We start from the raw sequence: 14645 nt of genomic DNA on the forward strand, positions 1-14645 counted from the left end.
CGCGGCGCGTGGAGCGGGGGCCGTCACGTGCGGCCCTTCCTGACGTTACTTGCGGCCCTTCTTGACGTCGATCCGCACGACCTGCGGGTCGTGGTCGCTCGCCTGGTCGGCGAACTCGGCGTTCAGGTGCACGATGTCGTAGTCGTAGGCGACCACCGACGGGCTGACCAGCGTCTGGTCCAGCGTCTGCGAGTTGCCCTCGAAGACGTAGGTGTAACGCTCCTTCTCGGGCAGCGTGTTCACGAGAGGCGTCAGCAGGGAGCCGTCGCCGGTCATGATCCCGGTGGTCCTCGAGAACTGGAAGTCGTTGATGTCGCCGAGGACGATCACCTTCGCCTTCGGGTCGGCCGCCAGCAGCTCCGCGACGAAGTCCCGGACCTCCTGCGCCTGCTGGTGACGCTGCTCCTCGGAGGAACGCGAGGGCTCCTGGTAGCGGCCGTGCATCGGGGCGTCGCCACCCTTGGAGGCGAAGTGGTTGGCGATCACGAAGACCCGCTCGCCGCGGAACTTGAACTCGCCCACCAGCGGCTTGCGGCTGTTCGCCCAGGCGTCGCTCGCCGGGTCGATCCGGCCCGGGGAGACGCTCAGCTCGGCGCCCTTGCGGGTGGCGACGACCTCGGTGGCGGTGTCCGCGTCCCCGCCCGGACGGTCGGTGAACGCGACGCGCTCCTCGTTGTAGAGGAACACCTGGCGGATGTTGCCGCCCGGCTCGCCGCCGTCCGCCTTGTCCCGCGGGGCGACGTAGCGCCAGCTGTAGCGGGGGCCGCCGGCCGCGGTGATCGCGTCGGTGAAGCGCGTCAGGGTCTGCTCGGAGGTGACCGTGCCGTCGTCGGTGGCGCCGTTGTCGTCCTGGATCTCCTCCAGCGCGACGACGTCCGGCGCGGCCAGGTTGACCGCGATGCCCTCCGCCAGGCGGTCGAACTTCTCCTGCGGGTCCAGGGCGTCCAGGTTCTCCACGTTGTACGTGGCGATCGCCAGCTCCTTGCCGAGCTGCCGGCGCGTCACCTCGCGCTCCAGGCCGCCCGGGACGTGCGAGCCCATCTCGGTGGCCATCAGGGTGTAGCCGCCGTAGGAGTCGTAGTCGAGCGGGCCGGTGGTGGCGCCGGCCAGCGTGTCGCCGACGTTCGCCTCGGGGACCGCGGGGCCGAGCGACTCGATCTTGACGCGGCCGGAGTTCTGGCCGTCGTAGCCCAGGTACACGGTGCCGCCGCGGACCGAGGGGTTCTGCTCGGGCCTGGCGGTGACGTACACCTCGTCGTACTCGGTGGTCGCGCCGACCACCCGGGCGTCGCCGACCTGGACCCGCATGCCCTCGGCGGACTCCAGGAAGTCCAGGGCGTACACGGCCGGCTGGAGCGGCAGGTCCTCGATGGAGCCGCCGCCCGCCTCGGGGGTGTAGTCGTCCGCCAGGTTCGCCGGACCGAGCACGACGGGAGCCGGGAGCGGGTTGCCGGAGGAGAGGACCGAGGTCTTCGGGCCCGAGATCTGGGTGATCGACTGGGTCGTGCTGGTCGGCGCGTACTCCGCGACCTTGCCGCTGACCAGGACGCTGTCGCCGGTCCGCACGGCCGGGGCGGCGGAGCCGGTGTAGACGAAGACCGCCTCGCTGGTGCGGGCGTCGGCGTCGGCCTGCGGGTCCTGGATCCAGAAGCCCCGGGAGCCGCTGTCGCGCACGCCGATCACGATGCCGGGCACGTTGGTGACCGTCTGGCCGGTCAGCGGGGAACGGCGGGTGGTGCCCTGGATGTCGTGGACGCGGACCGCTCCGGGCTCGCCGGGTTCGCCGGGCTCCTCGCCGCCGCCCTCGCCCGCCCCCGGGGTCTCGCCCTTGGCGTTGACCGGGGTGGGGACGCCCGCGGTGAGGTCGGCGGCGTTGTCGTCGGTGTCGGCGAGCGAGGCGCCGCGGGCCACCGAGGCGGTGTTGGAGGCACCCGCGACCGGGCTGCCCTCACGGACGGCGGCGGTGCCGAAGCCGACCAGGTCCACGATCCGCTCGTCCGCCGCGCAGTCGGCCGCGGTCCGGCAGCTGAGCTCGTCGGTGCCGGCCACCAGGGCGACGGTGCCGGTGGTGCCGCTCATCGCGATCGAGCCGGAGGCGTCGGGGGTGGGCAGTGCCGTGGTGCCACCGGCGCCCTGGGCCTCGGCGATCAGGTAACGGCCGCCCGGGGCTATGGACCCGGTGATCCGGGTGATGCTCCAGCGGGAGGTCGCCGAGGGGGAGCCCGGCAGGTACTGCACGCTGTAGCCGGACAGGTCCACGGCAGTCGCCCCGGCGTTGCCCAGCTCGATGAAGTCACGGGTGAGCGTGGCCCCGGAGTTGCCGCCGCCCCCGTACACCTCGGCGACCACCGCGCCGCCGGAGGGGGCGGCGAAGGCCTGGGGCAGCGGAGTCAGCACGAAGGCGCCGGCCGCCCCCGTCGCCGTGAGGGCCTGTGCGGCATGGCGCCAACGCGCTCTTCTGTCACCCGACTTGGGCACGATTCGTACTCCTCGGAAGGAACCCGCCGCGTAGGGCCGCGGAGCGGGCGAAATGACACAACGGGAAAGTCGACTCAAGTTACGCGCGTAGAAACAGAGCTGCCAAGAGGTCGCGCGTTAAATCTCTGGAATCGCCGGATGAACTGTAGCCGGAACGGGTGAACGCGGGCCCCCTGGACCGCCCCTGGAGTGAACGATCGTTCGCGCCCTGTTCGCGCCGGGGAGCGTGTCGTACCGTACGGCTCCCGGGACGCCCGACAGCGTGGAGGTGGCGCGGATGCGCGACAAGGAACCGGTGGCCGGGGCGCGGAAGGCCTCGCGCCCGGCGGGGGACACGGACCCGTCCGGCGCGGGAGGCTGTCCGGTGCGCCTGGGCGCGGACGGCGTGTGGCGGGTCGCCGGGGTCGAGGAGGCGCGCGCGGTGCTGCGCTCCCACGACACCGTGCAGGCCGGACTCGGCGTCGAGAGCACGGAGAAACTGCCCTCCTTCTACCGCCGCCCGGTCCTCTACCGGGACGGACCGGAGCACCGCGAGGACCGCCGTCAGACCGCACGGTTCTTCACCCCGCGGCGGGTGGACCGGCACTACCGGCCCGTCATGGAACGCGTCGCCGAGGCCCAGTTGACCCGGCTGCGCGCGGTGGGCGAGGCCGACCTCACCCAGCTCGCCTTCCACCTCGCCATCGCGGTCGCCGCCGAGGTGATCGGCCTGACCGAGTCCCGGCCCGGTACGGACCGGCGGCTGGAGGCATTCTTCCCCGACGAGAAGTTCGACCGGCCCGGGTTCACCAGCCTCAAGGGTCTGCGCGTCATCGCCCGGCAGAACCGCAACTGGCTGCGGTTCTACACCGGCGACGTCCGCCCCGCGGTCCGGGCCCGGCGCACCCGGCGGCGCGACGACCTGATCTCCCACCTGATCGACGAGGGCTGCTCGGCGGGCGAGATCCTCGGCGAGTGCATCACCTTCGCCGCGGCCGGCATGGTCACCACCCGCGAGTTCGTCTCCCTCGCGGCCTGGCACCTCTTCACCGGCGAGGAACTGCTGGCCGCCTACCGGGCCGCGGACGAGCCCGAACGCCTCGCGCTGCTGCGGGAGATACTCCGTCTCGAACCGGTCATCCCGACCCTGCGCCGCAGGACCACCGCCGCACTGGAGATCGCCGACGGCGCCTTCCGCATCCCGGCCGGAGCGGTCGTCGAGATCGACGTCGGGACGGCCAACCTGGACCCCCGGGCGGTCGGCCCCGACCCCGGGAGCCTCTGCCCCGCCCGCGCCGGGCAGGTGGCCCGCGGCGCGGACGCTCCGCCGGTGCTCTCCTTCGGCGACGGCCCGCACCGCTGCCCGGGGGCGGACATCGCCCTGCTGGAGACCGACGTCTTCCTCACCCGTCTCTTCGCCGAGCCGGGCCTGCGGATGCGGACCGCGCCCCGGGTCTCGTCGCAGCGCGCCCTGGGGAGCTACGAACTCCGGGAGTTCCACGTGGAGATCGCCGGCTGAGACGGCTGAGACGAGGAGCACCGGGCGCGCCACCCGCTTCGGGCCGCGGGGCGAAGGGCTGACAGCTCAGCGAGGATCGGGGGCGGGCCCGGTTCCCTCGGCGCCCCGGTCCCGGACCCGCGCCGACTCCCCGAGGGCGGTGTCCGTCGTCCGCGTCCCGGCACCGCCGCTGAGAAGGAGGCCGACCGCGGCGGCGGCCGCAGCGGTGCCGGCCGCGAGGAGCAGCACGCGGTGGTCCACGAGCGCGAGCAGGCCGGCTCCGGCGGCCAGTGCGACGGCGTTGGGGGCGAAGAGGAGGGTGTTGGCGGTGGCCGCGACCCGGCCCAGGAGATCGTCCGGGGTCTCGCGCTGAACGGCTGTCATGGCCGCGATCAGCACGCACGGCAACCCCGCGCCGATCAGCACGCCGGCGAACAGGACGACCGGGAGCGAGGGGACGACGCGCAGTGCGACGCCGGCCGCGAACAGCATGATCCCGGCCGCGGCGAAGACCCGTTCGGGCATCCGCCGCAGCAGAGCGCCGGCGAACAGCCCGACGACCACGGAGCCGATGCCCTGCACGGCGTAGAGGACACCCGCGTAGGCGGGCGGACGGTCGAGACCGGCGTCGACCACGGGGTAGACCGACGCCCCGTTCACCCCGGCCATGCCCATGGTCGCGGCCCCGGCCAGCACCAGGCGCCACAGAACCGGGTGATGTCGCAGGAAGCGGATTCCCTCGGCGGTCCGGGCGCTCCGTCGTCGGGTTTCCGCCGGGCGGTGCGAGGGTTCCGACACGCGAATGAGGGCGAAGGCCAGGGCGGCGAGCACGAAGGTGACCGCGTCCAGCAGGACCACCGCCGTGCCGCCGAACCGGACGAACAGAAGCGCGCCCAGGAGCGGGGCGACCAGTTTCATGCCCTCGTTCGCCGTCATGCGCAGGCCGTTGAAGTCGCCGCGCAGCTGCTCCGGTACGGCGGTGGCCACCAGTGCGGCTTCCGCCGCGTCCAGCAACACCGTGCTGACGCCGTACACGGTCAGTACGGCGAACAGGATCCAGATCCGGTCGGCGGAACGGACGGCGAGGAGCGGCAGCAGCACCGCGGCCATGCCGAGATTGGTCCCGATCAGCAACGGCCGCCGACGCCCGCGGTCGGCCAGTGTGCCGATCAGCGGGCCGAGCAGCATGGGCGCCCATACGCAGAAGGTCGTCAGTGCGGCCAGACTGTCCGACCCGGTGAGCGACTTCGCCCACACGCCGGCCGCCAGGGCCATGACGGAGCTCCCGAAGCCCGAGACCACCACACCGCTCAGGTACAGAACCACGTTGCGATGGCGTAGGACCCGCCCTCCGCCCCATCCCATCTCCCCACCCCTTCCACCGACAGGAATCGGCCTGCGGGCCGCAGCGGCCGGGAGGATCAGCAGGCGCCGTTGACGGCCCCGTTGTAACCGGTCCACAGGTAGGCGTCGGAGATCCAGGTTCCGTCGCTCAGCCGGTTCCACAGCGAGGTGGTGCCGAAACGGCCCTGGTGCGTCGTGCCGTTGCGGGAGCAGGAGACGGTCACGGTCGTCCCGTCGGCCACCGAGCCGACCGCCGCGTACCCGGTGCCCGGCCCGGACCGCTTGTTCACCGAGCCGCCGCCGTTGGCGTCCACGATGCCCTGGGTCAGGCCCAGCGCGCCGTGGTTGTGGAGGGCGCCGCCGTTGTACCGGGTGGTGGAGCCGTGCATCGCGTACCCCTCGTACCAGCCGGTGGAGTAGAAGACCCAGCCGCCGATGCCGTGGTCGGCGATCGGTACGTAGGCGTTGTTCTGCCGCAGGCCGAAGTGGACGTGGCGGCCGGTGGCGGAGCCGCCGCAGGCCACGTTGGTGCCGGTGTTGCCGAGGAACGTGCCCTGGGAGACGCTGGTCCCGTTGGCGTTGACGTGCCCGGTGAGGTGGTAGTAGTCCGAGGCGTAACCCCGGTCGTGGATGACGCGGACGAAGCCCGAGCACATGGTGTAGGCGGCGCCCGCCCGGGTCGCCCGGACCGCCTGGTCGCCGCCCGCGAAGTCCACCGAGCTGTAGGGACCGCTGGCACCGTCCCACTGGTGGGGGCCGCCGGTCATCGTCCAGGAGGCGCCGGTGGACCAGGGCAGGGCCATGCCGGTGCGGTAGTCCCCGCCCGTGAGGGGCCGGACGAAGTCGCCGGGGGAGAGGGGCTCGGCGGCGGCGGTGGGGCCGGCGGAGGCGAAGATCCTCTTCTCCTCGGCCGTCACCACGGGCGAGTCGGCGGCGAGGTCCGCGAAGGCCGGTTCGCCGTCGAAGGCGACCGTCCAGCCGTCGCCCTCCGCCCTGGCCACGAAGACGGCGCCGGTGGGAGCGGCGCCTTCCGTCCTCGGCGCGACGACGACGGCGGTCCCGAAGGCCCACCTGCCGCCCTTCTCCCGGGTGACCTCGACCCGGGTCTCGTCCGGGCCGGCGCTGCGGCCGGTGAGCGCGGTCTGTCCGAGGAGCTTGTCGGTCACGGCCGTGGTGACCGAGGTGCGGGGCGCGGCCTGGGCGGTCGCGGGTAAGGCGAGAACGGCCGGGGCGAGCGCGAGGACGGCGGTCAGGATCGCTGCCACACGTCTGCGGTGGGACACGACATCTCTCCCTGCGTCAGGGGTGGGGGTGGTGCGCCCGGAGGGCTTACCGAGGGTAAGGATGCGGAGCCCGGCCGTCCAGAGGCCCCGTGCCACCCGCGCCCGGACGACGCGAAGGCCCGCCGCACCGAAGTGCGGCGGGCCTTCCCGCGTCGCGGAGGCGGTCAGCAGCAGCCGCCGCCCTCACGGGGATCGGCGTCACGCCGGTCCACGCGCCGGTTCTCGAACTCCCGCCGGGTGAGCACCCGCACCCCCGGGTCGTGCGAGCGGGCGTGGGCCACGTAGCGGTCGTACGCGTGCTCACCGTTCAGCTCGCGCAGCAGCCACCACGCCCGGGCGCCCGCCTCCCGCAACCGGGTCAGCGCGGGGGTCATCACTCGGCTCCGGCGCCGACCAGCTCCTTCTCCTCCGTCTGCGGCTTGCGCAGGGAGAAGGCGGGAACCTCGAGCTCGGACTTCACGTACGGGTCCTCCTGGAGCGGCAGCTTGCTCTTCCCGCGCAGGTGGGCCACCGACACGCACAGGCAGGAGAAGAAGACCACCAGGGTCAGGCCCGCGAAGACCGCCATCAGGGTGCCGGTCACCGTCGAGTTGGTGATGACCGTCGACATGTCGTCGAGGGTCTTCGCCGGGGCGAGGACCTTGCCGGCCTCCAGGGCGTCCGCGTAGGTGGAGCGCTGGGCCCAGAAGCCGATCTTCGGGTTGTCGGAGAACAGCTTCTGGTAGCTGGCGGTCATGGTCACGGCCAGCGCCCAGGCGAGCGGCAGGGCGGTGACCCATGCCCACTTGAGCCGGCCCGACTTGATCAGCAGCGTCGTGGAGATGGTCAGCGCGATCGAGGCGAGCAGCTGGTTGGCGATGCCGAACAGGGGGTAGAGCTGGTTGATGCCGCCCAGCGGGTCACTGACGCCGACCCACAGGAAGTAGCCCCAGCACAGGACGACCACCGCGGAGCAGATCCAGATGGCGGGCTTCCAGTCCTTGTCGCGGAAGCGCGGGACCACGTTGCCGATGGTGTCCTGGAGCATGAAGCGGCCCACCCGGGTCGCGGCGTCCACCGCGGTGAGGATGAAGAGCGCCTCGAACATCAGGGCGAAGTGGTACCAGAACGACATCATGCCGGTGGAGCCGAAGGCCTTGGCGAGGATCATCGACATGCCGACGGCCAGCGTCGGCGCGCCACCGGTACGGGCGATCAGGCTCTCCTCGCCGACCTGGTCGGCGGCGTGCTGCAGCGCCTCGGGGCTGATGGTGAAGCCGAAGCCGGCCACCGCCTGGGAGGCGGACTGCACGGTGTCGCCCAGCACGCCGGCCGGAGCGTTCATCGCGTAGTACAGGCCCGGGTCCAGGACGCAGGCGCAGATCAGAGCCATGATCGCGACGAAGGACTCCATCAGCATCGAGCCGTAGCCGATGCCCGGGATCTGGCTCTCCTTCTGGATCATCTTCGGCGTGGTGCCGGCCGAGATCAGGGAGTGGAAGCCGGACAGGGCGCCACAGGCGATGGTGATGAAGGCGAACGGGAACAGCGAGCCGGCGAAGACCGGGCCGGTGCCGCTGCTCGCGAACTCGGAGACCGCCGGGACGTTGACGTCCGGGTTGGCGACCAGCACACCCACGGCGAGCAGCACGATGGTGCCGATCTTCATGAAGGTGGACAGGTAGTCGCGGGGCGCCAGCAGCATCCACACGGGCAACACGGCGGCCACGAAGCCGTAGACGACCAGGCAGATGACCAGGGTCTTCGGGCTCAGGACGAAGGCGTCCGCGAAGGAGGACTCGGAGACCCAGCGACCGCCCATGATGGCGGCCAGCAGCAGCACCACACCGATCAGGCTGACCTCGGTGACCTTGCCGGGGCGCAGGAACCGCAGGTAGCCGCCCATGAAGAGGGCGATCGGGATGGTCATGCCGATGGAGAAGGTGCCCCACGCGGAGTGGGCGAGCGCCTGCACGACGACCAGCGCCAGCACGGCCAGGATGATGATCATGATCGCGAAGACCGCGATCAGCGCGGCGATGCCGCCGATCCGCCCGATCTCGTCACGGGCCATCTGGCCGAGCGACTTGCCGTTGCGGCGGGTCGAGAAGAAGAGCACGACCATGTCCTGGACGGCGCCCGCGAAGATCACGCCGACGATGATCCAGATGGTGCCGGGGAGGTAGCCCATCTGGGCCGCCAGTACCGGTCCCACCAGCGGGCCGGCGCCCGCGATCGCGGCGAAGTGGTGGCCGAAGAGCACCCGCTTGTCGGTCGGGTGGTAGTCCACGCCGTCGTTGTGCCGCTCCGCCGGGGTCGCGCGCGTGTCGTCGACGCGGAGGACCCTGCGGGCGATGAACCGGGCGTAGAAACGCTGGGCGATCAGATAGGAACCGACCGCCGCGGCGACGATCCAGGTGGCCGATATCTTCTCACCGCGAGCGAGTGCGATGGCTACCCAACCGGCGGCGCCGATGGCTGCCACCAGCAGCCAAACGGCGATGCTGCGGGGACTGGTGCGGGACACGTCGTCGTGCCTTTCGTTGCAGTGAATCGATGGCGCTTCGCTGATGCTAACGGCAGTAACGCGCCTCTCATCAGCGGTGTTGCGTATCTCACTTCCTTGATCGGAACCAATTACGGGTGGCCGGTCGCGTCAGCGATATCCGGCCACCCGTCAGGAAGGGGCGGTTTCGGTGCTCTCGAGTTCTCCGGCGCGACCGCCGAAGGTCCGCGAGGTCAGCGCCCCCGGCGCAGGGCGAGGTCCGCGACGACCGGACGGTGGTCCGAGGCGAGCGTCTCGGGCACCGTGACCCCCTTCACCTCGACCGCGCCCCGGGAGACGGCGACGTAGTCGATCCGGGTCCTCGGGTCGAGCGCCGGGTACGTCGGAACGTCCGCGCCCGCCGCCGCCGACGCGTCGGTCAGGTGCTCCCACAGGGGAGCCAGCTCGGGCGCCGCGGCGACGGCGTTGAAGTCGCCGGTGAGGACCTGCCGCGGGCAGCGGCCGTGCCTGTCGCAGTCCTCGCCCATGACGCGCAGCGTGTCGGCGACCTGCGCCGCCCGTATCGAGGGGTCCGCCCGGTAGTCCAGGTGCGTGGTGTAGACGTGCACCGGCACGCCCTTCACGCGGATCCTCACCTCCGGGAACCCGGGGGCGAGGGCGGGCACCGGTTCGGCGTCTTGGGTCGAGAGCCGGGTGATGTCGTGGTTCTCGGCCGCCAGGACGGGATACCGCGAAAGGATCGCCACCCCGTACTCACGGCGCGGGGCGTCCGCCGTGACCGGGTCCAGGCTGTATATCGGGGCGAAGAAGACCTCCATGCCGAGTCTCTCGCCCAGCTCCGTCGCCAGGTCCCGCCAGGCGCTCCGGGCACCCCAGTGGACATCGACCTCCTGGAGGCCGATCACGTCCGCGTCCATGGCCCGCAGCTCCTCGACCTGCCGGTCGAGGTCGAAGACGTTGTCCGTCCCCGCGCCCGCGTGGATGTTGTACGAGGCGACCCGCAGCGGCACGGTCGCCGCCCCGGCCGGCGGGGCCGCGTACGCGCCCGCCGGAGCGGTGCCGGGCAGCGTGAGCGCCCCCAGCAGTCCCGCAGTGACCAACAGTTGTGCCGTACGACGACGCCGCATCACGCAGCCCCCTCAAGTCCGTTGCGGATCTTGGCACTTGCGCGCAGTACGGTACCGGCGCCGGGGGCCCGGCGGAACGCCACCGCGCCCGGGGTCCGGGAGAGGCCGAAAGTCGTCCTCAGGGGGCGGTGTCCTGCCCCGCCGCCGGAGCACCGTCCAGCCGCAGCACGATCCGGCAGTGTTCCTCCGCCTCGACGGTCACCCGCCGCCCCCAGTGGGCGGTCAGGCGTTCCGCCACGCGCACCGGGCTCAGGCGTCCGGGGGGCCGATCAGCCGGAGTGCCTGCTCCACGGCGACCAGGCACTCCCCGTTCCCCGAGCGGGCCGCGACGTCGAGCGCGGTGTCGGCCAGCTTGATGACGTGCTCGTCGCCGTGCTCGACCGCGCGGGCGAACAGTTCCTCGCCCGTCCCCGACACCCGGGGAACCTCGGCCGCGGGCGTCGCGTAGACGGCGGTCACCGCCGCGGAGGCGGCCCAGGCCGCCCGAAGACTCGGCTCCCACAGCTCGCGCGGCAGCGCCGGCAGGGTCCGCAGCACGGCGTTGGGCGCCGTCGCCGCGTGCACCAGCATCACCGGGTCACCGTGGGCATGGACGGCGAACCGGCCCGTCGCCGCGGTGACCAACTCCGCCAGCGTCTCCTGGGCCTCCCGCGGTCCGGCGGGGGCACGCAGCGAGGCGGTGGCGCCGGTCCACCCCGGGGCCGACCCGAGCAGCGCCAGCCGCTCCCTGATACCGCCCCGGTTCGGCCCCACCCGCGGTACCGCGGCCAGCGCCTCGCCCGGGGAGGCCGCGCCGGACGGCCGGGCGACGCCGGCCAGCGGCTGGTGACGGCCCGCCCAGTACGCCAGCCCATGGGCGAGCTCGGTGACCCTGGCCGCGTTCTCCCCGTACTCCAGCAGCGCCCGCACGGCGTGCCCCACCCGGATCACCGGATGCGTCGCCCCGGCGACGATCCCCGGCAGCAGCCGCGGCCACCAGCGCACCAGGACCGGCCGCCAGCCCTCCTCGACGACGGCCCGGCCGAAGTACACGGTCCAGTCGCCGAGCCTGCGCGGATCGCCCAGCGCCTCGCGCCACTCCGCCTCCGGCACCGGAGCCGACGAGCGGGGCATGTCCTCCAGCTTGGTGAGCGCGTACCGCTCCAGCCAGCGGTGCGCGCTCGCCCCGTGACCGTGCCGGACCAGCGCCTCCACCGCCATGGGGGCGTGGTTGGAGAGCCAGCCGTCACGCTCGGGCCCCGCCCGGTGCAGCCGTTCCAGCGCCTCGTCCAGTACTCCGGTGTCCGTGCCGCTCATCCTCGTCAGCTCCCTCGGGCCGGTGTCGGGGGCCGGCCCCTCGGATCGATGCCCGGTACCGGCCTGGTGCAGTCACCGCAGTCAACCTAGGGGAGCGCGGCGGCCCGGTACACCGGCCCGGGACCCAGGTCCCGGGTCCCGGCCGCCCCTCCTCCCCGGGACTGTGCTGAACTGGGGCGACCCCCCTCCGACCGCCCCGGGAGCATGCCTTGACCCTCCGCTACCGCCAGCCCGGCGTCGTCCTCACCGACCACCGCTTCACCGTGCCGCTCGACCACGCCGACCCGGGCGGCGAGACCATCGAGCTGTACGCACGCGAGGTGGTGGCGAGCGACAAGGCGGACCGGGACCTGCCCTGGCTGCTGTACCTGCAGGGCGGCCCCGGCATGCCCGCCCACCGCTTCGTCGGACGGCAGGCCTGGCTGGAGCGGGCCCTGAGCGAGTTCCGGGTGCTCCTGCTGGACCAGCGGGGCACCGGCGCCTCGACCCCGGCCAACCCGCAGACGCTCCCGCTGCGCGGCGGCCCGGCCGAACAGGCGGACTACCTCACGCGCTTCCGGGCCGACTCGATCGTCCGCGACTGCGAGGCGATCCGCCCCCTGCTCACCGGCGGCGCGCCCTGGACGGTGCTCGGCCAGAGCTTCGGCGGCTTCTGCACCGTCGCCTACCTCTCGCTCGCCCCCGAGGGCCTGGCCGCCGCCCTGATCACCGGCGGCCTGCCCTCCCTGCACGCCCACGCCGACGACGTCTACCGCGCCGCCTATCCGCGCATGGAGCGCAAGGTCGCCGCCCACTACGCCCGCTACCCCCAGGACGTCGAGCGGGTCCGCCGCATCGCCGAGCACCTGCTGCGGCACGACGTCGAACTGCCGGGCGGCCACCGGCTCACCGCCGAGGCGTTCCAGTCACTGGGCGCCATGCTCGGCTCCGGCGACGGCAGCCACCGGCTGCACTTCCTGCTGGAGGACGCCTTCGTGCTCCCCACCCCGGACGGGCTCCAGCTCTCCGACGCCTTCCTCGAGCAGGTCCGGCAGACCCTCACCTACGTGAGCCACCCGCTCTACGCGGTGCTCCACGAGGCCATCTACGCCCAGGACGACCGGCCGACCGCCTGGTCCGCCGAACGGGTGCGCGCCGAGTTCCCGCAGTTCGACGCCGGCCGGGCGCTCGAGGAGGGCGAGGCCGTGCTCCTCACCGGCGAGACCGTGCACCCCTGGCTGTTCGACTGCGACCCCGCGCTGCGACCGCTCCGGGAGGCCGCCGAGGTCCTCGCCGCACGCACCGAATGGACCCCGCTCTACGACCCGCGGCGGCTCGCCGCCAACGAGGTCCCGGTGGCGGCCGCCGTCTACCACGACGACCTCTACGTCGACACCGGCCACGCGCTGGAGACCGCCCGCGCGATCCGCGGCCTGCGGACCTGGGTCACCGACGAGTTCGAGCACGACGGCGTCCGCGCGGGCGGAACGCGGGTCCTGGACCGTCTCCTGGCCCTGGTACGCGACGAGGCCTGACGCCGGGTCCGGGCAGGGGCGCGCCCCGGGCACGCCACGTGCGCCGGGGCGGCGGCCGGACACACCCGGCCGCCGCCCCGTGTCACCGGACCGCCGTGGCCACCCGCGTCACCGACCCGCGGTGACCGCCTCGTCCGGCGCCGGCCTGGGCGCCCTGCGCTCCAGGCCCAGCCGCAGCCCCTCCGGCATCAGGGTGAGCCGCTCCGAGACGCTCAGCCGGTACTCCGGGCGGGGCCGGAACTCGTAGCGGCGCAGCAGCAGCCCCAGCACCAGCGTCGCCTCGTGCAACGCGAACTGGCGGCCGATGCAGGCCCGGGCGCCGGTGCCGAAGGGCTTGAAGACGTGCGCGGGCCGCCCCCGCACCGCCGCGGCCTCGAAGCGGTCCGGGTCGAACCGTTCCGGCTCCGGCCCCCAGACCGCCGGATCCCGGTGCAGCAGCGGCAGCACCACCAGCGCCCACGCGCCGCGCCGCATCGGGTGCGTGCCGCCCAGCACCGTGTCCTCCAGGGCCACCCGGGCGAAGGCCGGGGCGGTCGGCCACAGCCGCAGCGACTCGTCCAGCACGCGCCGGACGTACCGCAGCTTGGCCACCTGCTCGTACCCCGGGGAGACGACGTCGCCCCAGACCCGGTCCACCTCCTCGCGCGCCCGCGCCGCGATCTCCGGGTGCAGCGAGAGGTAGTGCAGGGCGAACGAGAGCGCGCCCGAGGTCGTCTCGTGACCGGCGACCAGGAAGGTGATCACCTGACGGCGGACGTTGTCCAGCGACAGCCGCTCCCCGGTGTCGGGATGGGCGGTCTCCAGCATCCGGTCCAGCAGGTCGCCGTCGCCCGGCCGTCCGTCCGCCACCCGGGCCCGGACCACCTCGTCCACCGTGTCGTTGAGCAGCGCCAGGTCCCGCTCGCCGCGCCGGTCCGCGGCCCGGCCGCCCAGCAGCCCGGCCAGCGGACCCGGCAGGGCGGTGCGCCGCTGGGCGTAGCTCAGGTAGCCCACCATCGCGTCGACGAAGGGGTGGGGCCGGGCCCGTTCGAACGAACCGAAGTCATGGCCGAACCCGGTGCGGGCGATGGTCTCCAGGGTCAGCTTGGTCATGTCGCCGGGCACGTCCACCGGGCGCCCGGCCGCCAGCTCGGTGTCCCAGTGGCCGGTCAGCCGGTCCGCCACGTCCAGCATGGCCCGGTGGTACCCGGCCATCGCCTCCCGGCTGAACCCGGGCGCCAGCACGTCGTGCGCCAGCTGCCAGTTGGGCTCGTGGTTGTGCGCCGTGAACAGGCCGTCCTTGGCGAGGGGGCGCAGCGCCGCGATGCCGGGGGCGACGAACTTGGCGAAGCGGGACTCGTCCGACAGATCCGCCACCAGCTCCGCGCCGCCGACGAACACCAGCTCGAAGGAGAGCACCTTCCGACGGAAGATCGGCCCCAGTTCGCTTCCCCGGCGCACGGTGTCCTGCAGCGGCCGGGACCGGTCGGTCCCCAGGACGTCGCCCAGCAACGGCACCCGGCGGGGCGGGTGCGGGATCAGGTCGAGCCGCGGCCAGGCCTCCCGGACGCCGGGCACCGGAGCAACCGCCCGGACCGTGTTGCTGCTCGCCATGGACCCTCCCGATCGAACCGCCGTGTCACCGGGCCGCCGTCCCGCGCT

Annotated in this window: 10 protein-coding genes; 2 read left to right on the top strand and 8 right to left on the bottom strand. The window is 73.1% G+C overall.

The window, feature by feature from the left end; genetic code table 11:
* Positions 1–45: 45 nt before the first annotated feature.
* Positions 46–2478, bottom strand: coding sequence for a DUF8508 domain-containing protein (locus tag GBN72_RS24265; RefSeq protein WP_174887190.1), 2433 nt, complete (start codon positions 2476–2478; stop codon positions 46–48).
* 277 nt (positions 2479–2755) lie between these two features.
* Between GBN72_RS24265 and GBN72_RS24270 the strand changes: the two genes are divergently transcribed.
* The gene (locus GBN72_RS24270; RefSeq protein WP_151774015.1) at positions 2756–3976 is read left to right on the top strand and encodes a cytochrome P450; all 1221 of its coding nucleotides are present in this window, start codon (positions 2756–2758) and stop codon (positions 3974–3976) included.
* 66 nt (positions 3977–4042) lie between these two features.
* On the opposite strand, the gene GBN72_RS24275 is transcribed toward GBN72_RS24270, so the two are convergent.
* The 6 genes from GBN72_RS24275 to GBN72_RS24300 form a co-directional block, all read right to left on the bottom strand.
* Positions 4043–5320 carry an MFS transporter gene (locus GBN72_RS24275; protein WP_151774016.1) on the bottom strand — a complete coding sequence of 426 codons (1278 nt, stop codon included), beginning with the start codon at positions 5318–5320 and terminating at the stop codon, positions 4043–4045.
* Between the two features lie 56 nt (positions 5321–5376).
* Positions 5377–6582, bottom strand: coding sequence for a M23 family metallopeptidase (locus GBN72_RS24280; protein ID WP_218042069.1), 1206 nt, complete (start codon positions 6580–6582; stop codon positions 5377–5379).
* Between the two features lie 164 nt (positions 6583–6746).
* A complete protein-coding gene (locus tag GBN72_RS24285) occupies positions 6747–6956 on the bottom strand; it encodes a CstA-like transporter-associated (seleno)protein (protein ID WP_174887191.1) in 210 nt (69 codons plus the stop codon).
* Entirely contained in the window at positions 6956–9088 is a 2133-nt protein-coding gene (locus tag GBN72_RS24290; RefSeq protein ID WP_170315367.1) for a carbon starvation CstA family protein, read from the bottom strand. The genes GBN72_RS24285 and GBN72_RS24290 overlap by 1 nt, the downstream gene beginning before the upstream one ends.
* Positions 9089–9300: 212 nt before the next feature.
* Positions 9301–10197 (bottom strand): endonuclease/exonuclease/phosphatase family protein, encoded by an 897-nt coding sequence (locus GBN72_RS24295; protein ID WP_439959803.1) that lies wholly within the window; start codon positions 10195–10197, stop codon positions 9301–9303.
* Between the two features lie 246 nt (positions 10198–10443).
* Positions 10444–11490: a questin oxidase family protein gene (locus GBN72_RS24300; RefSeq protein WP_151774018.1), complete on the bottom strand. Its 1047-nt coding sequence runs from the start codon at positions 11488–11490 to the stop codon at positions 10444–10446.
* A 209-nt stretch (positions 11491–11699) separates the two neighbouring features.
* Between GBN72_RS24300 and GBN72_RS24305 the strand changes: the two genes are divergently transcribed.
* Positions 11700–13004: an alpha/beta fold hydrolase gene (locus GBN72_RS24305; protein ID WP_151774019.1), complete on the top strand. Its 1305-nt coding sequence runs from the start codon at positions 11700–11702 to the stop codon at positions 13002–13004.
* Positions 13005–13112: 108 nt separating this feature from the next.
* On the opposite strand, the gene GBN72_RS24310 is transcribed toward GBN72_RS24305, so the two are convergent.
* On the bottom strand, positions 13113–14597 hold the full coding sequence (locus GBN72_RS24310; protein ID WP_151774020.1) for a cytochrome P450: 1485 nt from the start codon (positions 14595–14597) through the stop codon (positions 13113–13115).
* Between the last annotated feature and the right edge of the window lie 48 nt (positions 14598–14645).

The sequence above is a fragment of the Streptomyces abyssomicinicus genome (assembly GCF_008974245.1).
Taxonomy (GTDB): domain Bacteria; phylum Actinomycetota; class Actinomycetes; order Streptomycetales; family Streptomycetaceae; genus Streptomyces; species Streptomyces abyssomicinicus.